General features: G+C 61.9%; 23 protein-coding genes and 3 pseudogenes. 14 read left to right on the top strand and 12 right to left on the bottom strand.

All coding sequences use genetic code 11. The features are described from left to right. Nucleotides 1-245: 245 nt before the first annotated feature. A complete protein-coding gene (locus tag K369_RS28165; protein WP_371033301.1) occupies nt 246-344 on the bottom strand; it encodes a helix-turn-helix domain-containing protein in 99 nt (32 codons plus the stop codon). Between K369_RS28165 and K369_RS05395 the strand changes: the two genes are divergently transcribed. After that, entirely contained in the window at nt 338-1,780 is a 1,443-nt protein-coding gene (locus K369_RS05395) for a cytochrome P450 (protein ID WP_371033299.1), read from the top strand. The two genes, K369_RS28165 and K369_RS05395, sit on opposite strands and share 7 nt — an antisense overlap. 275 nt (nt 1,781-2,055) lie before the next feature. On the opposite strand, the gene K369_RS05390 is transcribed toward K369_RS05395, so the two are convergent. Further along, nucleotides 2,056-3,174 carry an RHE_PE00001 family protein gene (locus K369_RS05390; protein ID WP_084570519.1) on the bottom strand — a complete coding sequence of 373 codons (1,119 nt, stop codon included), beginning with the start codon at nt 3,172-3,174 and terminating at the stop codon, nt 2,056-2,058. Between the two features lie 345 nt (nt 3,175-3,519). Between K369_RS05390 and K369_RS05385 the strand changes: the two genes are divergently transcribed. Further along, entirely contained in the window at nt 3,520-4,164 is a 645-nt protein-coding gene (locus K369_RS05385; RefSeq protein WP_036288790.1) for a hypothetical protein, read from the top strand. 236 nt (nt 4,165-4,400) lie between these two features. On the opposite strand, the gene K369_RS05380 is transcribed toward K369_RS05385, so the two are convergent. After that, nucleotides 4,401-4,682 (bottom strand): type II toxin-antitoxin system RelE/ParE family toxin, encoded by a 282-nt coding sequence (locus K369_RS05380; RefSeq protein ID WP_036288787.1) that lies wholly within the window; start codon nt 4,680-4,682, stop codon nt 4,401-4,403. Nucleotides 4,683-4,685: 3 nt separating this feature from the next. After that, complete coding sequence (locus K369_RS05375; RefSeq protein WP_036288784.1) at nt 4,686-5,180, bottom strand: hypothetical protein; 495 nt, start codon at nt 5,178-5,180, stop codon at nt 4,686-4,688. Nucleotides 5,181-5,803: 623 nt separating this feature from the next. On the opposite strand from K369_RS05375, the gene repA reads away from it, so the two are divergent. The 3 genes from repA (at nt 5,804) to repC (ending at nt 9,607) form a co-directional block, all read left to right on the top strand. Continuing rightward, nucleotides 5,804-7,021 (top strand): plasmid partitioning protein RepA, encoded by a 1,218-nt coding sequence (gene repA, locus K369_RS05370; RefSeq protein ID WP_036288781.1) that lies wholly within the window; start codon nt 5,804-5,806, stop codon nt 7,019-7,021. After that, nucleotides 7,018-8,040 (top strand): plasmid partitioning protein RepB, encoded by a 1,023-nt coding sequence (gene repB, locus K369_RS05365; RefSeq protein WP_036288779.1) that lies wholly within the window; start codon nt 7,018-7,020, stop codon nt 8,038-8,040. Before repA ends, repB begins: the two co-directional genes overlap by 4 nt. A gap of 232 nt (nt 8,041-8,272) precedes the next feature. Further along, entirely contained in the window at nt 8,273-9,607 is a 1,335-nt protein-coding gene (repC, locus tag K369_RS05360) for a plasmid replication protein RepC (RefSeq protein ID WP_036288777.1), read from the top strand. A gap of 41 nt (nt 9,608-9,648) precedes the next feature. Here the strand turns inward: repC and K369_RS05355 are convergent, their stop codons facing one another. From K369_RS05355 to K369_RS05345, 3 genes are read right to left on the bottom strand one after another with little or no spacing between them, the layout of a single operon-like run. Beyond that, nucleotides 9,649-10,563 carry a recombinase family protein gene (locus K369_RS05355; RefSeq protein WP_036288774.1) on the bottom strand — a complete coding sequence of 305 codons (915 nt, stop codon included), beginning with the start codon at nt 10,561-10,563 and terminating at the stop codon, nt 9,649-9,651. 3 nt (nt 10,564-10,566) lie between these two features. Next, on the bottom strand, nt 10,567-11,061 hold the full coding sequence (locus K369_RS05350; protein ID WP_036288772.1) for a nucleotidyl transferase AbiEii/AbiGii toxin family protein: 495 nt from the start codon (nt 11,059-11,061) through the stop codon (nt 10,567-10,569). Further along, on the bottom strand, nt 11,058-11,681 hold the full coding sequence (locus K369_RS05345; protein WP_051949085.1) for a type IV toxin-antitoxin system AbiEi family antitoxin domain-containing protein: 624 nt from the start codon (nt 11,679-11,681) through the stop codon (nt 11,058-11,060). Before K369_RS05345 ends, K369_RS05350 begins: the two co-directional genes overlap by 4 nt. Before the next feature lie 324 nt (nt 11,682-12,005). Here K369_RS05345 and K369_RS27575 point away from each other — a divergent pair, with 324 nt between their 5' ends. From K369_RS27575 to K369_RS26185, 3 genes and pseudogenes are all read left to right on the top strand, one after another. Further along, on the top strand, nt 12,006-12,170 hold the full coding sequence (locus K369_RS27575) for a hypothetical protein (protein WP_245278108.1): 165 nt from the start codon (nt 12,006-12,008) through the stop codon (nt 12,168-12,170). A gap of 15 nt (nt 12,171-12,185) precedes the next feature. Beyond that, the gene (locus tag K369_RS27570) at nt 12,186-12,650 is read left to right on the top strand and encodes a hypothetical protein (protein ID WP_245278107.1); all 465 of its coding nucleotides are present in this window, start codon (nt 12,186-12,188) and stop codon (nt 12,648-12,650) included. A gap of 97 nt (nt 12,651-12,747) precedes the next feature. Next, nucleotides 12,748-12,939 (top strand): annotated as a pseudogene (locus K369_RS26185) (IS256 family transposase); the annotation flags it as partial. A 104-nt stretch (nt 12,940-13,043) separates the two neighbouring features. Here the strand turns inward: K369_RS26185 and istB (K369_RS05330) are convergent. Both istB (K369_RS05330) and istA (K369_RS05325) read right to left on the bottom strand, forming a co-directional pair. Then, nucleotides 13,044-13,796 (bottom strand): IS21-like element helper ATPase IstB, encoded by a 753-nt coding sequence (gene istB / locus K369_RS05330; protein ID WP_036288768.1) that lies wholly within the window; start codon nt 13,794-13,796, stop codon nt 13,044-13,046. 13 nt (nt 13,797-13,809) lie between these two features. Further along, nucleotides 13,810-15,351: an IS21 family transposase gene (gene istA, locus K369_RS05325; RefSeq protein WP_036288765.1), complete on the bottom strand. Its 1,542-nt coding sequence runs from the start codon at nt 15,349-15,351 to the stop codon at nt 13,810-13,812. Nucleotides 15,352-15,536: 185 nt separating this feature from the next. Here istA (K369_RS05325) and K369_RS26180 point away from each other — a divergent pair. Next, nucleotides 15,537-15,722, top strand: a pseudogene (locus K369_RS26180) (transposase); the annotation flags it as partial. 245 nt (nt 15,723-15,967) lie between these two features. On the opposite strand, the gene istB (K369_RS05315) reads toward K369_RS26180, so the two are convergent. The 3 genes and pseudogenes from istB (K369_RS05315) to K369_RS05305 form a co-directional block, all read right to left on the bottom strand. Further along, complete coding sequence (gene istB, locus K369_RS05315) at nt 15,968-16,750, bottom strand: IS21-like element helper ATPase IstB (protein WP_036286363.1); 783 nt, start codon at nt 16,748-16,750, stop codon at nt 15,968-15,970. Then, nucleotides 16,740-18,269 (bottom strand): IS21 family transposase, encoded by a 1,530-nt coding sequence (istA, locus tag K369_RS05310; RefSeq protein ID WP_156967678.1) that lies wholly within the window; start codon nt 18,267-18,269, stop codon nt 16,740-16,742. Before istA (K369_RS05310) ends, istB (K369_RS05315) begins: the two co-directional genes overlap by 11 nt. 427 nt (nt 18,270-18,696) lie before the next feature. Then, nucleotides 18,697-19,176, bottom strand: a pseudogene (locus K369_RS05305) (IS110 family transposase); the annotation flags it as partial. A gap of 415 nt (nt 19,177-19,591) precedes the next feature. Here K369_RS05305 and K369_RS05300 point away from each other — a divergent pair. From K369_RS05300 to K369_RS05280, 5 genes are all read left to right on the top strand, one after another. Beyond that, nucleotides 19,592-19,843 carry a hypothetical protein gene (locus tag K369_RS05300; protein WP_036288759.1) on the top strand — a complete coding sequence of 84 codons (252 nt, stop codon included), beginning with the start codon at nt 19,592-19,594 and terminating at the stop codon, nt 19,841-19,843. Between the two features lie 50 nt (nt 19,844-19,893). Then, the gene (locus K369_RS05295) at nt 19,894-20,715 is read left to right on the top strand and encodes an alpha/beta fold hydrolase (protein WP_036288919.1); all 822 of its coding nucleotides are present in this window, start codon (nt 19,894-19,896) and stop codon (nt 20,713-20,715) included. 447 nt (nt 20,716-21,162) lie between these two features. Then, complete coding sequence (locus K369_RS05290) at nt 21,163-21,756, top strand: hypothetical protein (protein WP_156967735.1); 594 nt, start codon at nt 21,163-21,165, stop codon at nt 21,754-21,756. A gap of 21 nt (nt 21,757-21,777) precedes the next feature. Further along, nucleotides 21,778-22,446: a hypothetical protein gene (locus K369_RS05285; protein ID WP_156967734.1), complete on the top strand. Its 669-nt coding sequence runs from the start codon at nt 21,778-21,780 to the stop codon at nt 22,444-22,446. A 147-nt stretch (nt 22,447-22,593) separates the two neighbouring features. Further along, nucleotides 22,594-23,274, top strand: coding sequence for a hypothetical protein (locus K369_RS05280; RefSeq protein ID WP_036288750.1), 681 nt, complete (start codon nt 22,594-22,596; stop codon nt 23,272-23,274). Nucleotides 23,275-23,320 lie beyond the last annotated feature (46 nt).

Here is a 23,320-nt window from a genome sequence, read left to right as displayed (position 1 = left end):
CATTTTTTTTCACAATTCGCGAAAAGATCCTGCCGATAATGGGCGGTCAATCCGCCGATCAGGGTCATCACTGCTATGCGGTCAAGCTGGATGAGAGGTCCCCGAGAGGTTTTGATGTCGCAAATTTCGGAAAACGCCAGATACGCGGCTCGCAGTCTTTGATTTTACTGACCACGATTTTCTAATTTTGCCAGGAAATCATAGCTTGCCCCATCAGAACCCGAGCGACTAATGCGCTCCATCCCTCAGATGACAGCCCACGCCCTATATCGCCCGCGTCCGGTCAACTCGCGAAGGTTCGACGAGAGTTTCCCCGGCGGCCGACGCCGCGTGAACCATGCTATGTGACAGCACAGCGTCAGGAAAGGCGGCGACGATGTTCCACGATCCCGACTTCACGCCATTCGAACCGGCCGAGCGGCCGAGCTATGCGAATTCCGTTAGCAATTACCTCAAGAACTGGCCGGCCGCGTCCTATCGCGAAGGGTTCTCGACTCTTCCTGGCGTGTGGAAATCGTCTCCGCCCACCGTGTTCTTGACTGATCCGGCGCTGATCCAGGAGCTACTCGTCGAGCGCGCCGACCAGTTCACGCGCGCCCGCATCAGTGCGCGAGCTTTCTCGGCGCTGATGGATCCGGCGAGCCTGTTCCTTGCGGAAGGGACGGATTGGCGGTGGCAAAGGCGGGCGGCGGCGCCGGCCTTCCGCCACGAGAACCTGCTCGCGTTCGTGCCGATTTTCGCCGCCTGCGCGACGGCCCGGGCGCTGGAGTGGCGCACGGCCGGAGCCCTCGACGCCGTCGACGTGCACAAGGCGATGACGCGCACCACGTTCGACGTGATTTGCGAGGCGGTGCTGGGGGATCCCGTCGCTTTCGACCGTGACGCCTTTCTCGCGGCGCTCACCGACGCCTTCGGAGGCTTTTCCTGGCAGGCGCTCTTCGCGGCTTTCGGCCTGCCGCGATGGGCCCCGCATCCGGGCTATTACCGGATGCGCGCCGCCGTCATGCATCTCAATTCGGAGGCCGCGCGGATCATCGCCGCGCGCCGCGCCGCGGGTTCCGGGGGACGGAACGTGCTCGCCCTACTGCTCTCCGCGCGCGATCCCGAGACGGGCCGCGTCATGACGGACAGCGAGCTCGCCTCCAACCTCTTCACCTTCATCGCGGCCGGACATGAGACGGCGGCGATCGCGCTAGCCTGGAGTTTGTGGCTGATTGCGAAGGATCAGACGACGCAGGAGCGCTTGCGCCAGGAGGTCGCCGACGTCGCCGGAGCCCACGAAATCGGGCCGGACGACGTCGACAAGCTCGTCTTCACGCAGCAGGTCGTGCAGGAGGCCCTCCGGCTCTTTCCGCCGGCGCCCGGCCTAACACGCCAGGCAAAGGAGGACACGCAAATCGGCCCCTATCCGATCTCGAAGAAGTCCTCGGTCTTCGTCGCGATCTGGTCGCTGCATCGCAACGAACGGCTGTGGGAGGAGCCCACCGCCTTCGATCCGGACCGTTTCGCGCCGGAGAAGGCGAAGGCGCGGCATCGCTTCGTCTATCTGCCGTTTGGCGGCGGGCCGCGCGTCTGCATCGGTATGAGCTTCGCGATGCTCGAGATCACGACTATTCTCGCGACGCTCGTGCGGGAGCTCCGTTTCACGACCGTTCCGGGATTCCGCGCCGACGTCGCGCCCAACGTCACGCTGCGCCCCAAGGGTGGCCTGCCGCTGAAGATCGAACGCGTTGGCCGGTCGGCGTCGTCGGGGCGCGCGGCGGGTCACTCCCCGACGTAGGCCGCCTCCCTGGAGGCGAGATCGAGCTTCGACACGGTCAGCATGTCGTGTAAAGCACGCGCGACGCCGGCCTCGTCGGGGCGGCCCAAGATTTCCGGTCGGCGCTGTGAATCGGCGCGATCGTGTGACCCCTGGCAGGCACGAAATTGCAATGACTTATGGCGCCGATCGGCGTCGAGCACCCACGCCGAACAACATTTGAGCGCAACGCGCCGTCGCCGGCCTCAGCCAGCAAGATCTCGCTATCGGCGCCAACGACTGACGCGTTCCATCCATCAGATGACAGCCCACGCCCTGTATCGCCCACGTCCGGTCAACTCGCGAAGGTTCGACGAGAGTTCGCCGATCATCGTGGTGGCGGCTTGTTGAGAGACCCGGAGTTCCTTGGCGGCAAAAGGGACGGTGACGACCGGCGAAGCAAGACACAAATCGACGAGTTGCGGCATCCTCGAATTCGCTCTTCGGTCTTTACACTTTCTGAGCAGGAGCTCGCGCGCGAGCGTCAATCTGTCGAGTTCCTTCGAGTCCGCCTTCGCCATCGTCTCGATTGCACACGCGAACGCGACCAATCGCGATTCAAAATCATCCCGCCCAACGCGGCGATATTTGGCCTGTCGAAATCCCGAATGCAGCGCGGTGAGATAGTGCCGGGTCTTTCCCCGGGAACGTAGCAAGGCTGCGGCGAGCAAGGGACCGAGCCAAGCGCTGCGCTGTAACGGCTCGATCTCTTCCCAAGCGTCGAGCGCGACGCTTGCGGCCATCAAGGGCGGAAGGTTCTGAGTTCGGCCGAGTCGATCGCGCCACTCCGCGACGCGGGCCTCCTCGTCCCAATCTTCGTCGTAAACCAAACCAGAGTCGTCTCGCTTCAGCGATGCCGGCTCGGTTCGCTCGATGGCACGTGACGTTCGCGCCAGCAATTCATCGATTTCGTCGAATTCTCCTGTACGGATCGTCTCGCCGTCCTCATCATCCAACTCCCCATCCGCCGCGTCTTCGCCCATGGCGCGCGAACCGGTGGTTGGCTCGCACACCGCGCCCTGCGGTCTCCAAGCACCGCGCAAATCGGCGAGTCCGTCGGTCGTCAACGCCCATGCCGGTTCGCGAGCAGCTATGCGACGGCGCGTGAGAAGAACGGCGTGGGCCCGCACGAGTTCGTGCGTCGGCGTGCGCACGTCCGTTCCGGCATCATGAAGCACCAGGTCTTCGATCTGCACGAATTCGCCCGCGCGCCACAAGGCGGCGCAGGCGTCGTGGAAATGCGCACGAAGAACGAACGCTTCGGCGACGGGACTGGAGCGAAGACGCTCGTCAAAACGTGCGAGGCCGTCCGACGCGCTCTCGAAGGGCGCCTGCAGGCGCTCGAATGAAACAGATCCGGGAAGATCTAAACCCATTTCAATTCCGCGCGAAACAAGACAATCATCAATCTAAATCGATTTTAGCTTGAGTGATAGAAGATGATTTTTCTCTTTCGCCGACCGGATCGAAATGCGTCGCCGCGGGCCGCCGAAAGCAAGCCTCGGAACGGCTCTGGAGGCGAGCTTTCGGCCGGCAAATCGACGAAAAAGGCTGTTTTTCGGGCCTTTCTCCTGCTCGCCCCTAGGCGGCGGCGGCGAACTTCGGCCTTCGGATGCGCTTTCAAACGGTCATAAAAACGCGTTCGCCGACCTGCGATGGACGCACATGTCTTCCCACGCTATCGTCATTCGGCGCGACACCATCCCGCTCAGAGGAACGACGTGGCAAAACGGCCCAATTCGCCCACGGCGACCGACGCCCAAGTGCTGGCGTTGCTCGATCGTTACCAGTGTCCCGTGCCATTCCACGAAGTCCGTGCGCGGCTCCTCGGCAACATCGCCAGCCCTTCCTCGAGGTCGCCAATCGAGACCGTGAAGAGCCTGTGGGGTGGTGAACTGCCTCCGTTCGACTCGATCGACGAAGCGAACGAACTCATCGGCGCGCTCGTCATGGGTCTGTGGAACCGATTGACGAGGCATCAGGAACGTAGCGATCCGTTCCGGCTGAAGCGAGTGCAGTCACGGGCGAATAGAGAGGAAATCATGTCGCTGGCGACCATGCGACGGCAGGAGCTGGATGGATTCGCGGAGGGGCTGTTCGGGGGCGCCGAGGAATTGGATCTGTCGGAACGGGCCGTTGACGCGATGACCGTGCTCTCCACGCTCCGGGCGATGTTCGTGGCCATCGAAGAGGTGACGGGAGATCCTACGAAGGCGGCGAATGAGAAGGATTTTGCCGAGACCCTCGATCGAATGCGAGAGATGACGCTCACCGCCGAGAAGTCGATCCATGCCGTGGTTCTTGCTTGCAAGCGCGCCCGGGCTTCAGATTCAGCGGGGCTTGCGAAGAGGTCGACTTTACACTGAGGCGGCAGGCCGTGAGCGGCGGCCCTGAAATCCGGAGGCGAAGCGCTGGCGCACGTAAAGGGCGCTGGTTCGTCGGTTGTTTGCGCTCCTGTAGATCTGCGCGAGCTTCGCAAGTATGCCGGGCTAACTCAGGCGGAGATGGCTCGTCTCAGGGGATGAGACTGTCGGGCTATCCGCCGACTCGCCCGTTGGCTCATCGGCTCAAGGGCCAACCGTTGATAGACGTTCGAACCATTTCATGACTTCGGCCACTGTTGCGCGCCGTGCAGTACGCGGACCAGCTCTACGTGTGTCTCGGCGACGCGATAGACGACGATAAATGGCGTGCGTGGTACGAGCAGCTCGCGTGTGCCGCTCAGGCGGCCGGGCCGCCCGGAATTCGGAAACTTTCGTAAGCGTTCGACTTGAGACTCGATTTCATCCCACATCGCGAGCGCGGCTCTCGGCTTGTCCTTCGCGATGTGCTCGACGATACGGTCTAGGTCTTCACCGTAGCTGTCGCGGCGAAACAGGCGCACGCGCTAACCGTTGTGTTCGGCGGCCCGACGCGCAATCTCGGCGCGTTTTTCGGCCGCCCGTTTCGCCCATGAGTCTTCGTCTAGGAGTCCGATCTTGCCGGCGTCGATCCTGTCGAGAGTGTTCTGCACCTCGGTACGAAACCACATGTCGTGCTCCGCCGCCTCGCGCTGCTTGCGTAACCGTTCGGCCTGGTCGGGGCGTCGGCGTGCGCCGGGGTCTGGTTCATAGGCTTGCGCGTCCACCTCGAAACGCACGACGCCGAGCTCGTCACGCACAAAGGCTGCCGCCGTGGCGAGGTTACGCCAGAGGCGGGGTTTGCGAGCGCGCTGGGCGGCGATGGCGCGCTCGAGGATGCCGTAGCGTACAAGGACGGCCCATCCGCCCTTCTGGCCGAGGACGGTCGCACCGCGAACGGCATGCGCCTCGACGAGGCTCTGAACGGCTTTGCCGTCGATGATGTCGGGGACGGCGGGTCGCTGCGCCACTTTTCGAGCCATGGGTTCTGAGTGTGATGGGGTGGATTATTCAATAATCACGCCCGTATGTCCAGTCGGTCCATTATGACCTGGGTGAAATGCGCTAGGTGGCATCATTCCGAATTGCCGCGCGTCGAAAGTTCGGCGGTCGCACGCGGCTGAGCTGAACCGTAAACACCCGTGAGACTACGGTTGAAGCGTACGATATTTCAGCGGGCTGGGCGCGTCTCGTGGGCGGTGACGGCGATGGATTTCGAAGGAGAGGCGTCGTCGACCTCGGCACGAATAAGGGCGTCAGGATCCTCACCCCGCGTCATCGCGTGATGGATGATATTTTCGGCCGCCCGACTTCTGGACCGGCGCTTCCCCTCCCCTCCCCTCCCCTCCCCTCCCCTTTCGACATCGGGAATCATCGAGGTCGTCGCGGATTAATCTGCGGGCTGTGGGCGTTCTGTGTCCCCTTGGATAGATAGGGTTCGTTCGGGACTAAGTTACGGGCAAAACTCCATGTTCTCATCGGCGGGGCGTCGATTAGCATTCCGTTAACTCAAAATCGCTGGACGTGTTTGGAGAATCGTGGCTATGTCTGACGCTCTAGGGGCGTCAAAGCGCCCTCTGACCGTCACAGGAATGCTGGAACGTTGATGACAGCTTTGACCTCGGCCAGCGTAGCCGGCGAAGACGCAGTCGACAAGATTGTGCATCACGCCGAGATTTTATCTACACATCTTCAAGATGTGCGCGAACGCATGTACCCACCTAGTGCAGAAAAAGGCCTCCGGTACTTCATGACGAATGAGGTATCCAAACTCACATCGATCCCTGAATCCACTTTGCGAACGATGTCGATTGAGGGAAAGGGCCCCGCGCCCGCCCGTCTCGATAACAACCATCGTGCCTATACTCTCGCTCAGATCAATGAGCTGCGGCAGCTATTCGCGCACCAAAAGCCTGCGGACGCTTTGCGGTTTCTACCCCGCCGCCGTATCGGCGATCACCTTCAAATTTTGGCTATCGCGAATTTTAAAGGAGGGAGTGCAAAGACCACAACCAGTGTGCACCTCGCTCATTACTTGGCGCTCCAAGGCTACAGGGTCCTTGCAATTGATCTCGATCCGCAGGCCTCTTTATCTGCAATGTTCGGTGCCCAGCCCGAAGTAGATGTTGGCGAAAACGAAACGGTCTATGCAGCGCTACGTTACGACGAGCGACGTCGACCCCTACGCGAAATCGCTCGAAAGACCTACTTTTCCGGTATTGATCTGGTTCCTGGCAACATCGAGGTCATGGAATATGAGCATGACACGCCTCGGGTGCTAGCAGAGAAAACGGGCAACTTTGGCACAGTATTTTTTGAGCGTCTTCGCTCTGCGATCGCGGAAGTTGAAGACGATTACGACGTCGTGATCCTGGATACGCCGCCATCGCTAGGCTTTTTAACTCTGGGAGCGATTTATGCAGCGACGGGGATGATCGTAACGGTCCATCCCGCGATGTTGGACGTCGCGTCCATGAGCCAGTTCCTTCTGATGATGGGGGATCTTGCGATCGTTATTCGCGACGCAGGCGCGACCCTTCGCCAGGATTTTTTCCGTTACTTGATCACGCGTCATAATCCAAATGATCTACCGCAAACAGAAGTTGTGACGATGCTTCGGCATCTCTTTGGCAGCGACGTGCTTGTTCCGACAGCGATTGAAAGCACAGCGGTCGAGGCTGCGGGACTAGCGAAGCGCAGCCTCTATGAACTGGAGCCAGGGCAGATAAGACGAGATACATTTCACCGAGCGCGCGAATCGATCGACGCGGTGAATGAGCGGATCCTTGGGCTGATCACGGAGAGCTGGGGACGAGCGGCATGACCAAGCGCGAACCACGAAAATCTATCATCGCAAATTTCGGCTCCCTCTTAAGCGATCAGCCAGGATCATCTGCAGGCAGCACCGAGGAGTCCAGCGTCGGCGGCAGGACCGTAGCGCGTGTGGGTGCGGGTGTTATAGGCGCGACCCAAAGAACCCTCACCGACATTAGGGAGGAACGGGACCGGCTACGCGCTCAACTTGAGAGTGGCAGCGGACTAGAGGTCGATCCTGATCTAATCGAACCTTCGCCATTTCCAGACCGGCTCCCAGACGACTCTGAGGAGGACTTTGAAACGTTCAAAAGACAAATCGAGGATGAGGGTCAGAAGATCCCCATTCAAGTCCGGCGCCACCCCGGTTCCCCCGGGCGCTATCAGGTTGTCTATGGGCATAGGCGGTGGCGGGCAGCCAAAGAACTCGGCCGTCCCCTCAAATGCATGATCGTGGACTATTCGGACAGCGAACTTGTTGTCGCGCAGGGAATCGAGAATGCGGCGCGACAGGATTTGACGTGGATTGAACGAGCTCTTTTCGCTTGGCGCATGGATGCCGCTGGGATCAAGGCTAGGGATATTCGAGCTGCCCTGGGTATTGACGACCCTGAGCTTGCGCGGTTCCGCTCTGTTTGTCGGGCTATCCCGGAAGGGATTCTTGAGGCGATCGGCCGAGCTCCAAAAGTAGGACGACCTAGGTGGGTCGAGCTTGCGGCAGCTTTGACAGCGGATCCGAGCGGTTTGGCCAAAATCGAAAAAACCTTGGCAGCTGACAAGGTCTTGGGGACTCGATCTGACGACCGATTCCGAATCGTGCTTGGAGCATTGAAGGCATCGTCAGCCGAACAAGGACGGGATGTTCAATTACTCGCAAAGTCTGGGAGGGCCATCGGCAAGGCGACGTTCAAAGGTGGAGACATCAGATTTAGCCTTGCTCGCGAACACTCTGAGGCGTTCTCAGAATTTTTGAGAGGAGAAATTCCACACATCGTGGAACGATTTCTCGCGAGAGAAGAGGAGGCCTGAAAGCGGCCCCATGCTCGAGAAATGCCCGATGGAGTAAGGCCAATTTGAGCGCAATTTAGAGGAAGCAACCTAGACGCAAAAGAAAAAGGCCCCCGAAACCAAGTCCCGGAAGCCCTTCTCGTTCTGTAGCAAGCCGAGATTCTCACTTCCGCGAATCACTGTCAAGCGTCTCGTGAGAGACTGACGTCGTTTCGGCGAGCGGATTTCTTTTGCCTGAGCGAGGCAAAGGATCATGCAGACACGTCCAACGACGCCCTTCGGGCGGCGGCAGCTGTCGCTCGCCATGGTGGCGAGCCAGACCGCGACCGAAAATTTCGCCGCCAAGCCGGGCGCATCCGAAACCGTCGTCCACAAATGGCGATTGTTTCGCGCGCTCACCGAAGCCAAAGAGCCGCTCGGCGTCACCGACCGAGCGCTATCCGTATTGCACGCGCTGCTGAGCTTTCACCAGGAGACAGCGCTCTCTTTGCCGGAGAAACATTCGACGTCTGCCGAAGCGGGTTCCGCCAGCGGCGGCATCGTCGTGTTTCCCTCGAATAAGGAACTCTCGATCCGCGCGCATGGCATGGCTCCGGCGACGTTGCGGCGGCATCTCGCCTGCCTGGTCGACGCCGGCCTGATAATCCGCCGTGACTCTCCGAACGGCAAACGCTTCGCCCGAAAAGGGCAGGGGGGAGCCATAGAGGACGCTTTCGGCTTCGACCTCGCGCCGCTCGTCGCGCGTTCGAGCGAAATCGAGAACCTCGCCGAGGAGGTGCGGGCCGAAAACCGTGCGATCGCGCTGCTGCGCGAAAAGATCACCCTCACCCGGCGAGATATCGTCAAGATGATCGAGACAGGATTGGGGGAGGGCGTTTCGGGCGACTGGGACGACGCGCACCAACATTACGCGACGCTCTCGGCGCGCTACGGGCGGGGGCTTTCGCGTGCCGATCTGGAGGCTTTGGCTGGCGAACTCGCCGCGCAGGCGGCCGAAATCCACAAGACGCTGGAAACGCACATAAAAGCTCAAAATATGAGCGGCAATGAGTCTCATATTGAGCGTCACATACAGAATCAAACCACAAACTATTCTGATCTTGAACCTAGCCTTCAAGAAGGCAGGGCCGGTCCGCCCCAGCCAAATCTCGAACAGGGCAGGGAACCGATCGAGCAAGAGTCGAAAGTTTCCGCCGATCGCGCTCTGACTGCCGATCCCAAGCCAGCGCATCGAGCCTATCCGCTCGGAATGGTGCTGGAGGCCTGTCCAGACATCGTCGATTACGGCCCGAGTGGCGAGATTTCATCCTGGAGAGACTTGGCGGCGGCGGCGGCGACGGTGCGCTCGGCGCTCGGCGTGTCGCCAGACGCCTGGTCGCAGGCCTTGGACGTCTTGGGCGAGCATGACGCCGCGATCGTCATCGCCGCGATCCTGCAGCGCGGCGAGGAAATCAAAAGCGCCGGCGGTTATCTCCGCGTTCTGACTGAAAAGGCGAGGGCGGGGGAGTTCTCGCTCGGGCCCGTGCTGATGGCCCTGTTGCGCGGCAAGGCCGCGAAGGCGGCGCGAGAGCGCAAGAGAACGGGGTGACGCGAGGTGTGTTTCCGGACGAGCCTCGGCGGTCCGCTCGCTCACAGCGTTTCGGCGTCGAGCAATCGGAGCTTTTCGGCGCGATCGAGCAGGCTTTTGACGGAGGAGGGCGCCCAGCGCGTTCCGCCGCGCGGCGTGCGCTCATACATGGCCTCGAGCTGCGCGCCGATTTGCGCGAGCGTCAGATCCGGATTGGCCCGTTTAATCCCGGCGACGAGCGTTACCAGGCGCTCGCTGCTGACCTTTCGGCTGGCGGCTTGATGGAGGAGGCGGGGCTCGATCAAACCCTCGGCGACGAAACATTTGACTGCGCGCTTCAGGCGCTCGACGGTCCATTGGGGCAGGGGAGCGCCGCTGACGCCATCGCGCTTGGCGTTGAGCACGCGCACGACATCCTGCCAGCGGTGATCCGGGCGCATTTGCCGGACGACCGGTAGCCAATGTTCGGCCGTTCGATTGACGCGCTCGAAATAATTCGCCGCCTTGGCGTCGACGATGCGCTGGATGGCGTCGCGGTCGCCAGCCCGCAGTTTTGGATTGCCGCCGATGCGGCCGCGCTTTTTGGCGGCGCGCAAGCCGTCTTTGGTGCGCTCTTGGATCAGGGCGCGTTCCAATTCCGCCACGGCGCCGAGAACCTGCAAGGCGAAACGGCCCTGCGGCGTCGTCGTGTCGATGGGATCGGCGAGCGATTTGAAATGCGCGCCCTTGGCGTCGAGCTCGGCGATCACGGCGAGGAGATGCGACAGCGAGCGGGCCAAACGGTCGAGCCGCGCGACGACCAGCACGTCGCCGCGGCGCACCCGCGCCAGCGCCTTGGCCAGTTCCGGCCGCGAGGCCTTGGCGCCCGACATGTGCTCGCGAAAAATCTCGACGCAGCCGGCGGCCTTCAGCACATCGGTCTGCGCGTCCGTGACCTGATCCTCGGTCGAGACGCGGGCGTAGCCGATCAGGGGCATGGGTCAATCTCCCCAAGGCCCGCCGACTGGCCATTTTCCAAGACTGGTCTGTCCGTCAGCGGCGGCCAGAAAGACCGGCATCAGAAATGCGGCGATCGACGGGATAATTTGGTTCAGCGGCCCCCGCGCCATCGCGACCTCGGTGCGCGGAAGGAAGGCTTGCCACTGCGTTTGCTGCACCGGATCCGCGGCGAAGGTCTCTGAAAGTCCGAATGGAATTTCGATCGGCGGCGTTGTTCCGCGGCGCTCTGGGTTGCCGGCGCCGAGAAGATCGATGTCGCCGGTCGCGCGATAAGGCGTCAGCCCCCACAGGCTGAAGGGGATAGGGCCTATCAGGATGAACCGTTCTCGATGCTCCGAAACGCTCAACCGATACAGGAGCTTTTCGATCGCGTAGTGGGTGAGGATCAGCTGAACATTCTCACCGGCGGCCCGCGCACGCTTGGTCAGGCGGTCTCGTAACGAGGCCCGGAGATTTTTGAGCGGCTCTCGTGTCACGAAAGCGCCGCCAGATAGGGTCGCATGACATTCTGGACGCGATCGATGGCGGCATAACGCCAGATTTCGTCGCGCATGGCCCGCTTTTTCGTCAGGCAGTCCCGTAGCGCCTCGATAGCCACGTCGAGGCCGATTTTGCCGCGATACTTGAAACAGTCGGCCACTGTTTTCGCTGGCGATGTAATGGGGACGACCACCCGATCGACAAGCTGCTGCTCGACTCCGGCTTTCAGCGCCTCACCGCTGGCGCGAAGAATCTTCAGTGTGACCGGCGGTCGCCTCGGCGCCCATGCCTTTGAGGGCAGGAGCATCCAGACCTGGGACGGAAGCTGGGTCGTCAGTTCATGATACTGGAGGGCCGACAGCAGTCCGATGACCCCGGAAGGAACGGATTTGGCGGCCTCGGCGAGACTATGGTGTGCGCTGAATTGGCTGTTGGCGAGTGCGTAGAGTCCCCGTCCGGGTTGCGTGAGCAGTCCCTCGTCTCGGAGGCGTTGAAGGTAGATGCGCGGGATTCCTGCTGCTTCGAAATCCCGCGAACGAGCAATCCCACGGTCGCGAGCGACGGCGAGAACGAGTTCCCTGAGGTTTTTGGCCTGGATCGCGGGCGTCAGTTGCATTTGTCCGGTTGATATCACGAAACACCTAGAATCTGCAACATATGTTGCAGAATTGGAAGACATTACAAATCGGTCGTTTGGATGCGCATCCGATGGCCGAGGTTCGGCGCCGCCACAAAGGAGCGAGCAGGAAAAAGGCCCAAAAAGCAGCCCTCTTCGTCGATTTGCGGGCCAAAGATCGCCGTCGGAGCCGTTCCGAGGCTTGCTTTCGGCTGCCCCGACGACGCATTTCGATCCGGTCGGTGAAAGAGAAAAAAGTATCGTCTATCACTCAAGTAAAATTCGAGATAACTTGCTAAATGTCTTGATTCACACGGAATTAAAATGGGATTAAATCTTCCCGGCTCGGTTTCATTCGAGCTTCTGCAAGCGCCCTTCGAAAGCGCGTCGGACGCCCTCGCGCGTTTCGACGAGCGGCTTCGCTCCAGTCCGGTCGCCGAAGCGTTCGTTCTCCGCGCGCATTTCCACGACGCCTGCGCCGCCTTGTGACGCGCGGGCGAATTCGTGCAGATCGAAGACCCGGCGCTTCATGACGCGGGAATGGACGTGCGCACGCCGACGCACGAACTCGTGCGCGCCTGTACTGTGCTGCTCACGCGCCGTCGCATAGTCGATCGCGAACCGGAGTGGGCGTTGACGACCGATGGCCTCGCCAGGCTGCGTGGCGCAGCGGGACCGCACGACGCGGCGTGCGAGCCAACCATTGGTTCGCGCGCCATGGGCGAAGCGGCGGATGGGGAACTGGATGATGAGGACGACGAGACGATCCGCACAGGAGAATTCGACGGCATCGATGCATTGCTGGCGCGAACGTCAAGTGTGATAGAGCAAACCCAGCCGGCTCCGCTGAAGCGGGACGACTCTGGTTTGGTTTACGACGAAGATTGTTTGGGACGGTCGTGCCCCCACCGGTGGTGTAGCAGTTCGGGAGCAAGCCGCTCGCGAAGCGCGCTTTTCATAGTGCCGTAGCGAGCGAGCGGCTTGCGGTGGCCACCGGCGATTCTCCGGTTAGGGTCGGTTTGCGAATCTCAACGCAACCGAGGAACCCACCGATGACCGATGACCGATGAGCCTGCGGGCGCTTCTGGAAAAGTCCCCCGACGCCGATTTCCTGCGCGAGATGATCGGTTTCGCCGCCGAGCGGCTGATGGAGCTGGAGGTCGGCGCGAAGACCGGCGCCGCGCTCGGCGAGCGCTCGCACGATCGGCTGGCTGCGTATTCCGACGAAGCCGGCCGTGCATTCCAATATGAAGCCGGCCACCTGTTCCGATCCGAAGCCGGCCGGCGTTCCGATTTGATGTCGGCCACCGGCGTCGTGCGTGCGCAGATCGATTTGGATGATGTTTCGCGTCGTGGACGCGGTCAAGCCTGTTCGAGTTTTGCGGGCGCCGAGCGGCGCTTGCGGAGGCTGTCGCCGGAGAGCTCGAGCCGGTAGGCGTTATGGATGACGCGGTCGAGGATGGCGTCGGCGATCGTCGGTATGCCGATCATCTCGTGCCAACGATCGACCGGAACCTGGCTGGTGATGACGAGGGAGCCGGCGTCGTAGCGATCCTCGACGATCTCCAGCAGATCGCGCGCCTGGTCGCCGACGAGCGCCTCCGGCCCCCAATCGTCGAGGATCAGCAGCCGCGCGCGTGCGATCTTGCGCAGCAGCCGGCCGTAGCTTCCGTCGCCATGGGCGACCGCGAGATCGGTGAAGAGGCGCGGCACGCGATAATAGAGCACCGATATGTCCTGCCGGCAGGCCTTCTGGCCGATCGCGCAGGCGAGCCAACTCTTGCCGAGCCCGCTCGCCCCGGTGATCAGCAGATTGCGCCGTTCGGCGATCCAGTCGCAGGCGGCGAGCTTCAGGAACAGAGCCCGGTCGAGCCCGCGTGGGCTCTGATAATCCACATCCTCGACGCTGGCCGGATGGCGCAGGCGAGCGGCGCGGGAGCGCGTCTCGAAGCGCTTCTGACGACGCAGCGTCAGCTCGTATTCGAGCAGCAGGCCGAGCCATTCGGCGTGGTCGAGGCCTCGGGCCTCGGCCTTGTGCTCGAGTTCCTTGAACCCTTTGGCGAGGCCATAGAGCCCGAGCGCGTTCAATAGATCGAGTGTCGGATGGGCGAGCATCGATGGGTTCCTTTCAGTGGTAATAGCCGGGACCGCGGAGATTTTCGTGATCGAGCAGCGTCGCCGGAGCGCCGTCCCTCGCGCCGGAAGCCCTGGATTTGCCGGCAAGCAATGCGGCGACGCTCTTGCAATTGAGCGCGCCGATTTCCAGCGCGCGGGCGGAGACGGCTTCGGCCTGGGCGGCGTCGACGCCGCGATAGAGCTTCAGCAGCCCGAGGCAGGTCCGAAAGCCCTGCTCGGGATGACGCCGCGCGGCGAGCACGGCGATGATGAGCCCCTCGGTGTGCGGCCCGATCGTCGCCGCCCAGCGGCGGAAGCGATCCGGCGTCCAGGCGGCGTAACGCCGGTGCGCGCTCGGCATGTGTTCCGGGGCCGTGCCGTGCCGGGCGCCCATGTAGCGGCGCTCGTGCAGGCCGACGCGCTGACCGCGGTGAAAAATCTCGATCATCCGCTCGGTGACGCGCACGTCGACCTCGGCGTGGATGAGGGCGTGCGGAACCGAGTAGAAGAAGCTCTCGACCTCGATGTGATAATCGATACTGACGCGCGCCCGCTTCCACTCGGCGAACTCCCAATCCGTCGCGGGCAAGGGGCCGAGGGCGTCGCGCTCTATTTTCTCGAACAGCTCTCTGCGGCTGATCCCCAGCTTGCGCATCGGCCGGCCGTTCATCGTCTCCATGGCGCGCGCGATAGCGGCGTTGCATTCGGCGAGCGAGAAGAAGGTCTGCCGCCGCAGGCGCCCCAGAATGTAGAACTGCGCGAATCTCACCCCGGCTTCGACCTTGGCCTTGTCGCGCGGCTTTCGCGGGCGCGTCGGCAGCACGCCGACGTCGTAATGCGACGTCAGCGCGCCATAGGTCCGATTGATCTCGGGGTCGTAGAAAGAGGACTTATTGACGCCGCTCTTGAGATTATCGGGAACCAGCAGCCGCGGCGTCCCGCCGAAAAAGCGGAACATGCGCACATGCGCGCCGGTCCAATCCGCCAGCTTCTGCGTCCAGCTCGCCTCGGCGTAGGTGAGATTGGAGGCGCCGAGCACGGCGACGAAAATCTCCGCCTCACGGATCTCGCCGGTCACCGGGTTCACGATCCCGATCCGCTTGCCGGAATAATCGACGAAGACCTTGTCGCCGGCGACGTGATGCTGCCGCATCACCGGCGTCAGCCGCCGCTCGAAGCCACGAAAAAGATCGCAGAACCGGCTGTAGCCATAGCCCTCGGGGTTGGCGTCCCGATATTCCTCCCACAGGATCATCAGATTGACCCCGGGGCGCTTCATCTCCCGCGCCAGCTCCGCCCAGTCCGGCTCGACCCGGCGTCGTTGGCCCGTCTTGAAGCCGGGGCGCGCGAACAGCCGCTGCTCCAGCGCGTCGTCACTGGTCTCTTCCGGCAGCGGCCAGATCAGCCCCGCCGCCGCCGTTCGCTTCAAATAATCCTGCACCGTGCTGCGCGCCACGCCGAGCCGCCGCCCGATCTCCCGCGCGCTCACCCCCTCATGGGCGAGCCGCAGCATCTGCCGAAGTTGTCGCATCGTGAGTTCTCTCTTCGCCGGCATCCCGTTCTCCTCGTCGATCTCGACGAAGCGGAATGCCGCAGTTGCTGACCTGTGGGCAGCAGACGAAAAGAGGACCGGAAGGGCCTCCCGGTGGCCGGCTTCAGTTCGGAACGGTGGCCGACTTCAAATCGGAACGCCGGCCGGGATCAAATCGGAATCCCTGGCCGGATTGCGTCGGAATTCGCAGGCTGGCCCAGCGCAACGCCTATCGGGATCGCGACTGGGAGACCCGGGCCGGATCAGTGGAGCTGCGCATCCCGAAGCTTCGCAAGGGAACCTATTTTCTCTGCTTCCTCGAGCCGCGCCGCGTGGCCGAGAAGGCGCTGACGGCGGTGATCCAGGAGGCCTACGTCCAGGGCGCCTCGACTCGCGACCGACGCGCAGCGAATGATGTGTGATCTCGAGGAACGGCTGGCCAGGTTCGGCCTGCTGCTCCATGAGGAAAAGACGCGGCTCATCGAGTTCGGGCGCTTCGCCGCCTCGACACGAAAACGGCGCGGCGACCAGCGACCTGAAACCTTCGCCTTCCTCGGGTGTAGATTTCCGTCGAGATTTGACCCGGGATTTCCATTGAGAAGTGACCCGGGTTGAAGATGGCTTGCGGCTCAGTCGGTCGTCAAGTTTTGGTCTTTTCCTTTGCAGGTTTGTCCGCCTTCGCCGAGCTGTCCTTGAACCGGAAGCTGTCGTTTCCAGTTTCGAGGATATGGCAGCGGTGAGTGAGGCGATCGAGCAGAGCCGTCGTCATCTTGGCGTCCCCGAAGACGGCGGCCCATTCGCCGAAGCTCAGATTCGTCGTGATGATGACGCTGGTTCGCTCGTAGAGCTTGCTCAGCAGATGGAACAGCAACGCCCCGCCGGAGCCGCTGAACGGCAGGTAGCCGAGCTCATCGAGGATGACGAGATCGGAATGAACGAGCCGCGCCGCGACTTGGCCCGACTTGCCTTGGTGCTTTTCGGCTTCGAGCGCGTTTACGAGCTCGACGGTGGAGAAGAACCGCACACGCTTTCTGTGATGCTCGATCGCCTGGACGCCGATCGCTGTCGCCAGATGCGTCTTGCCCGTGCCAGGTCCCCCGACCAGGACGGCGTTATGCGCATCCTCGAGGAACTCGCAGCGATGAAGCTGGCGCGCGAGCGCCTCGTTGACCTCACTGCTGGCGAAGTCGAAGCCGGCGAGATCGCGATAGTTCGGGAACCGCGCGGACTTGAGCTGGTAGGCGATCGATCTCACCTCCCGGTCGGCGGTTTCCGCCTTCAAGAGTTGCGACAGGATCGGCAGCGCGGCCTCGAAGGCCGGGGAGCCTTGCTCGGTCAGCTCGCTGACGGCTTGCGCCATGCCGTGCATTTTGAGACTGCGCAGCATGATGACGATGGCGCCGGCGGCGGGATTATGACGCATGGCGCGCCTCCCGACCCTTGCGCAGCGCGTCGTAACGCTCGACATTGGCCTGCGGCTCGGTGGTGAGCGTCAGCGCGTTGGGCGGTTTCACGGGCGGCGCGTCGACCGGCTTGCCGTCCACCAAGCGATGCAACAGGTTCAAGATGTGCGTCTTGGTCGGCGCGCCGGCCTCCAGCGCCAATTGGACGGCGGTCAGCACGGCCTGCTCGTCGTGCTGTAGGACCAGAGCCAAAATCTCGACCATCTCACGGTCGCCTCCCGGCTTCTCGAGCATGCGCTGTTGCAGCGTCCGTAAGGCGACCGGCAGTTCCGCGAAGGGCGCGCCATTGCGCAGCGCGCCCGGCTTGCGCTGGATGACGGAGAGATAATGCCGCCAGTCGTAGACCGTCACGCTCTTGTCGTCATGCGACCGGGCGAAGACGCGGGCGTGCTCGCACACGATCTGCCCCTCGGCGGCGACGACGACGCGCTCAGGGTAGACCCGCACGCTGACGGGGCGATTGGCGAATGAAGCCGGCACGCTGTAGCGATTGCGGTCCAGATGGATCAGGCACGTCGGCGTGACCCGCTTGGTGTGTTCGACGAAGCCGTCGAATGGCCGCGGAGGCTGCATCAGTTGCGGAACCTCCTCGCGCCAAGCCTCCGCGATCGTCCCCGGCTGCGCGCTGTGCGGAATCTCGGCCCACAGCTCGCGGCATCGCGCCTCCAGCCAGTCGTTGAGCGCCGCCAGCGACGGAAAGCTCGGGATTGGCTGCCAGAGGCGATGACGAGCATCCTGAACGTTCTTCTCGATTTGCCCCTTTTCCCAGCCGGAGGCCGGATTGCAGAATGCGGCCTCGAACAGGAAGTGGCTGACCATCGCGGCGAAGCGGGCGTTGACCTGGCGTTCTTTGCCACGCCCGATCTTGTCGATCGCGGTGCGCATGTTGTCGTAGACGCCTCGCCGGGGCACGCCGCCCAGCACGCGGAAGGCGTGGTTGTGGGCGTCGAAGAGCATCTCATGCGTCTGCTGCGGGTAGGCGCGAAGGAAGAACGCACGGCTGTAGGAGAGCTTGAACTGGGCGACCTGCAACTTCGTCCGCTCGCCCGCGATGATCGCCCAATCCTCCGACCAGTCGAACTGGAACGCCTCGCCGGGCAGAAACGTCAGCGGCACGAACGCGCCGCGCCCGCAGGTCTGCTGCTCCCGATGCCGCGCCGCCTTCCACTCGCGCGCGAACGCCGCCACGCGATTGTAGGAGCCGTCGTAGCCGAGGGCGACCAGATCCGCGTGCAACTGCTTGACCGTCCGCTTCTGCTTGCGCGATTTTGCGGCCTCCTGACGCAGCATGTGCGCCAGCTTGTCGGCGAACGGATCGAGCCGGCTCGGTCGATCGGGCGTGGCGAACCCCGGCTCCACGCTGTCCGAGCGCAGGTATTTGCGCACCGTATTGCGCGACAGCCCCGTGCGTCGCGCAATCTCCCGGATCGAAAACTCCTGCCGATATCGCCAGCGTCGGATGACGCTCAATAACTCCATGTCGATCACTCCAAGGTCCCCCACGACGGTCGAGGGGGAAAGGTTCGAACATGGGTCAGTTCTCGGTGGAAAAACTCGTGCTGCCTGGGTCAGCTCTCAGTGGAAATCAACAGCTAGCGGCAGGCCGAACAAATCCTGCGTCGTGTCGCGCGTCACGCCCAATGCGGCGAGCGCGATGTTACGATTGGCGGTCGACGTTCCTGCGATCTTGTCGTTCAGCCATTTATGGGGTCATCCTCACTTTTCGTGCTCGACCATTGCCGAAAGCGTCAACATCCGCGCGCGCAGGAGTTCGGCTCCTGCGCGGCCAGGTGCCTCGATAACCGCGTGATAGGCGTCCAAGCCCTCGGCCTCATTGGTCTGAATCTGACCGATCAGAATTGAGGTGTTGCGCATCAGAATGCCGGAGAGGCACGGCGAGATGATCCGCGAGATGACGTTTACCCTTTGGAACGATGATTCCGCGCTCCAGAAGAATCGCTCGAAGCTGGTTGATCAGCGCCGTCCGTTCGCCGATCAGCCGATCGCGAGATCGATGCAACGTCTGGATGTCGAGCTGATCCTGCGTTTTCAGCTCCACAAAGCGCATGGTCGGCCGCGTCGCCGCTTCGGCGATCCCTTCGGCGTCACGATCGTCGTTCTTCTGCGCTTTCACATAGGGACGAACATATTCGGGCGACATCAGCCGAACCTCATGGCCATGAGCCGCGAAGATCCGCCCCAGATGATGAGCGCCACAGCACGCTTCCATCGCGACGACACAGGCCGACAGCTTCGCCGCCAAGCCGATCAGCGTCTCCCGCGTCGCCCGCCGCCGCAGGACCACCGCCCCGGCCGCGTCGAGGCCAACCAGACTGCAAATATTCTTGCCGATGTCGATCCCGAGCACAGAAACCTTCGTCTTCATGACCAATCCCTCCGTTCTATCTCCGGCGAGCCTACTACGCCGGAAGGAGGGGCGGGCCATTCCATTAAGCGCTGTCGGTCACGATGCGGCAGACGCGCGCTGTGGGCACGAGAACAATAGAGTACTGGTGCTCTCGAATATCTAGGCGCGAGCGTCCAAACGAGTGTTATTTAAGCAAGCCGAAGCCTGATGCTCGAAACGCAACGTCTTCCTAGCCTTTCCAATGAAGGGCGGAGCATTGAGAATTGCCGCTTCGTGCTTCGCGCAGATTCGCTAGAGGCGGCCGCGCCGATGACCTCGAAGGAACGACAGAGGCGTCGGCTCCTTCGAGGCTCACCTTATGGAAACGCAAGTGAGACGCGCCACGGGGAATGCGTCATCGACAGAGAGCTTCGGTCCGCCGAACTTTGCGAACATGACGAAGGCTGTCGCATGGGGCAAGGCTGTGTTCGAGCAAAGAGAGATCACGATCGATGACCTGTTTCAGATTCAGCTCGCTGGCGGCGATTTCGATGGAAGCGTCGCCTCCGATGCCGGAAAGCGCGACTTCGCCGTGCGGTTCGAGGGCCTGATCGAAAACGAGACCGAGGCGCGTCGCTCGTCGGAGCCTCTGTCGATGGTCCTCGCACACCGTCACGTTCTGGCCTCGATGTCGCGACGCGGCTGATGGCGGCGAGCGTGATTCTGCGTCAGCGAAAGAAAATTCCGAGGGAAACCATGCTGAGCATTCAAAGCACAGGCTGTATCGCGGCGACTGTTCTGGCCGCGATCTTCACATTGAGCGGCTGCGCCTCGATCGATGGCGTCACCACTTCGGTCCTCGCCGAGCGAAAGGTCGAGCACGTCGTCGCTGGAAACGGCAGGCCCGCCGTGGTGCTCGAAAGCGGACTCGGCGGCCGTTTGGAGTGGTGGTCGAAGATTCTGCCGGACATTGCGACGGAAACGACCGTCTTCGCCTATAATCGTCCCGGCATCGGCGCGAGCGCGCCGGCGACGACGCCGCGCGATGGCGTCACCATCGTCGAGGAGCTCCGGTCGACCCTTCGCGCCAAGGGGATAGCGCCGCCCTATGTGCTGGTCGGTCATTCCATCGGGGGGCTTTATGTCCAACTCTACGCGCGCCGTCATCCCGATGAAGTCGCGGGCCTCGTGCTGGTCGATTCGACCCATCCAGAGCAGTTGAGCGGCGCCGGCGCGCGCGAGAATTGGCCGGGCTGGGTCAAGCTCGCCATCGACGTGGCGTCTCCAGCGATCGCGCACGAAGAACTGGACGCACTGCCGACGACCGGCGCCGCGCTTCTCGCTTTGCCGCCGTTCACCGGCAGGCCGGTGACGGTCCTCAGCGCGAGCAAGCCGATGAGCGAAACCTCCGCGCTCGCTCGTGACAGCAACGCCAAACGCGTCGACATTCTGCGCCTCAATCCCGGAGCGCGCCAGGTGTGGGTCGACAGCGACCACGCCATTCCGCTCGAGAAGCCGGAGGCGATCGTCAGCGCAGTCCGCGAGATCCTTTCGACCCTGCGCCGCTCCGAGCGCTGAAGGCGAGCGCCGCTGCGACCTTCGGCAAGCGCTCGGCGAGCTCATGCGTCGTAGCTCGCTCATGGCGTTGGATTGCAAGCCGAGCCCGATTCCCGGAAATGACGCCGCTCATAAGCACCGGTACATCATATCCCTTGGTGAGCGTCGTCATCTCTCCTAGTTTGGCGCGGCAGTTCGGTCGCCTTCATAGCGGATGCGGTCGGGAGTTTTGGCGATCTTCGACAACGACGGGCCGTCAAAGGCGCTTCGTTGCGCGACGCATGGAGACCAGCAACGGAAATGACAAGGCAATTACGATTTGCGCACGGCCTCCTATTTTCGCTATTCGCGCTTGCGTTCCATGGCGCCGATCGCGCGTCCGCCGAAGGCGCCTGCCCACCAGGATTCATCCCGGGCGGCGCTATGGTTCCCGGACAAGAAAACGCCGGTTGGACGGGCTGCCTCCACATGTACGACGTCGACGATGGCGGCGGCGGGACGAGCAAAGGCGGAGATTCCGGTCCCCCTCCCTTCAATGCCGATGAGTTCCGAGCCCTACTCGAATGGGAAAAGCAAGTTGCGCGGGAAAACGAGGAGCGCCTCTTGAAGAGCAATCCTGTTTTGCGCGAATTGAAGCAAGGCGTATGGAAATTCTCACGCTCGCAACCGAACGATCCCCGCCGGATATGCACCGCATCATTCCTACAGTCGAATGGCGGCGTGTTGATCATGGATTGGGTGGGCGACGCAAAAGGCACGCTCCTCGCCTTTTTCGGCGGGGCGATTCCACCAACCGCGGACATCCGCACCGAGATGGTCACTCTCACCCAGTCCGGGGAAATCCAGAGGGTTCGCGCGTCTCATGCGAGCTTGCCCTGGTCGGCTAAGATCGGAATGATCATATTCGCGGTCCCCTCCACACAGGCGTTGCTCGCTTCGATCGAGGACGCGCAGGACTATTCGGTGGAGCTGCACGGGCAGGAAGTCATACACGGCAAGTGGCACAGCGGCTCGACGGCGCGAAAGTGGTTGAGCAACTGTGTGGGTAAGCGTGGCAAATGACTCGCGGATGGTGAAACTTACGTGACTTGCAAAAACTCCATCCGGCTCGCCGCGCGTCTCTGCGCCGCCTCGGCCCTTTTCGCGCAAACCGCCGCCTGCGGCGCAGAATTACCCGCGGATGTTCCAACGGTGAAAGACGCACGCAAATATCTGGTTTCACATACCGACGCAGGATGCGACGACATCGATAACGTAAACCTCGTCAAGGATGACCGAATGCTCGTGGCGTGGCGCAGCGGAAGGACCGCCACTGTCATCTACGATCTCCATTGCGAATATTCCGCCGCCCGGACCCGCGTATTCCTTCAGTGGCGGACTTTCCATGGCTACCGGCTGATGCAATTCGCAAAGCCCGTATTCGAGCTTCGTTGGACCGACGACATTGGTTCCGAGTTGGCGGAAAAGCCCAGAGCGACGGGATACGAAGTCGTGACCAGACTTCCGAATGGGAAAATCGATCCGAATAGCCTGGAAATCACGAGCCAAGACCTCTGGAGCGCTGATCAGGAGTCCGGCGAGAAAGGATCATGGCGCTACCAGGAGAATCCCGGCCAGTATGCTTTGACCTCGTTCGAGGTCGATCCTTACAGCGAACACAGTCTCGAACCGAAGAGAGCCGCCACATTGAAAGGTAAGCGCTTCGTAATTTTCCCGATTGAAAATTGCGTGAACGAGCCGGCCAAGAAGTGAATCACTATCAGAGTCTCGAGCGGCCGTCCGTCATTGGAGCAAGAGTGAAACGAAGCATTTTCGCTAGACTCATGACCTTGCGCTGTCGCGCCGATGCGGATTGTCGAGCGCTTTCTCGATTAGCGATGTTGAAGGAACCACGACGAGATGGTCTATAAGATCTCCATCCGCTTCGCTATTTTTTTCGCCCTTATCGGGTTGGCGATCGGCGCCTCGATCGAGGCGCTCGCTGCGAGCAGCCCGCTCGAAACGCTGCTCTTCGCCTTCGCGCAGGGCAAGCGGGACAAAGAAATTGCCGCGCTTTCGAACATCGAATGGAAGGGTTTCATCTATCCCGAGGACTCCGAGAAGGACCTCAATGTGACTTACCATTTGTGGGGGCAACTGCGTCTGCGGGGATTTGGCGATGTCGATCTGCCGGTCGGGATCGGCGCGAGTGCAACGAGCAAAAGAGGCAATGAAGGCGACGCCTCGATCGACGTCATTTTCTACAGCGCCAAAGGGGCTCGTGGGATTGAGCTTCAGAAGTTTTATCCGAGCAGCAATTATCAGGAAATTCTCCAAAAGCAGCTGAGCGCCGGGACCGTGACCCTGCTTTCCCACAATTGCAAGACGGACGGATATGGCGATCTTCCCGATGATGAACACACGGCCTTTTTCCGCATCGATCTTCCCGCCGAGCCGAGGCCGGTTTTTGTCCGCGCGGGCCGCAACGAGGAAGGCGGAAAAAACAGCCCAGGAGAGACGTTCTTTTCCTTCTCTCTGTTCACACCCGGGAGCGATATGACAAAGAGATCCTGCATCACTCCCATCGAGCCGCTTCGATGATTTCATCGCGCCTGTAACGCGAACGCAAAGGAAGATGATATGCGAA

Source organism: Methylosinus sp. PW1, assembly GCF_000745215.1.
Taxonomy (GTDB): domain Bacteria; phylum Pseudomonadota; class Alphaproteobacteria; order Rhizobiales; family Beijerinckiaceae; genus Methylosinus.
This window is presented reverse-complemented; position numbering and strand designations above follow the sequence as displayed.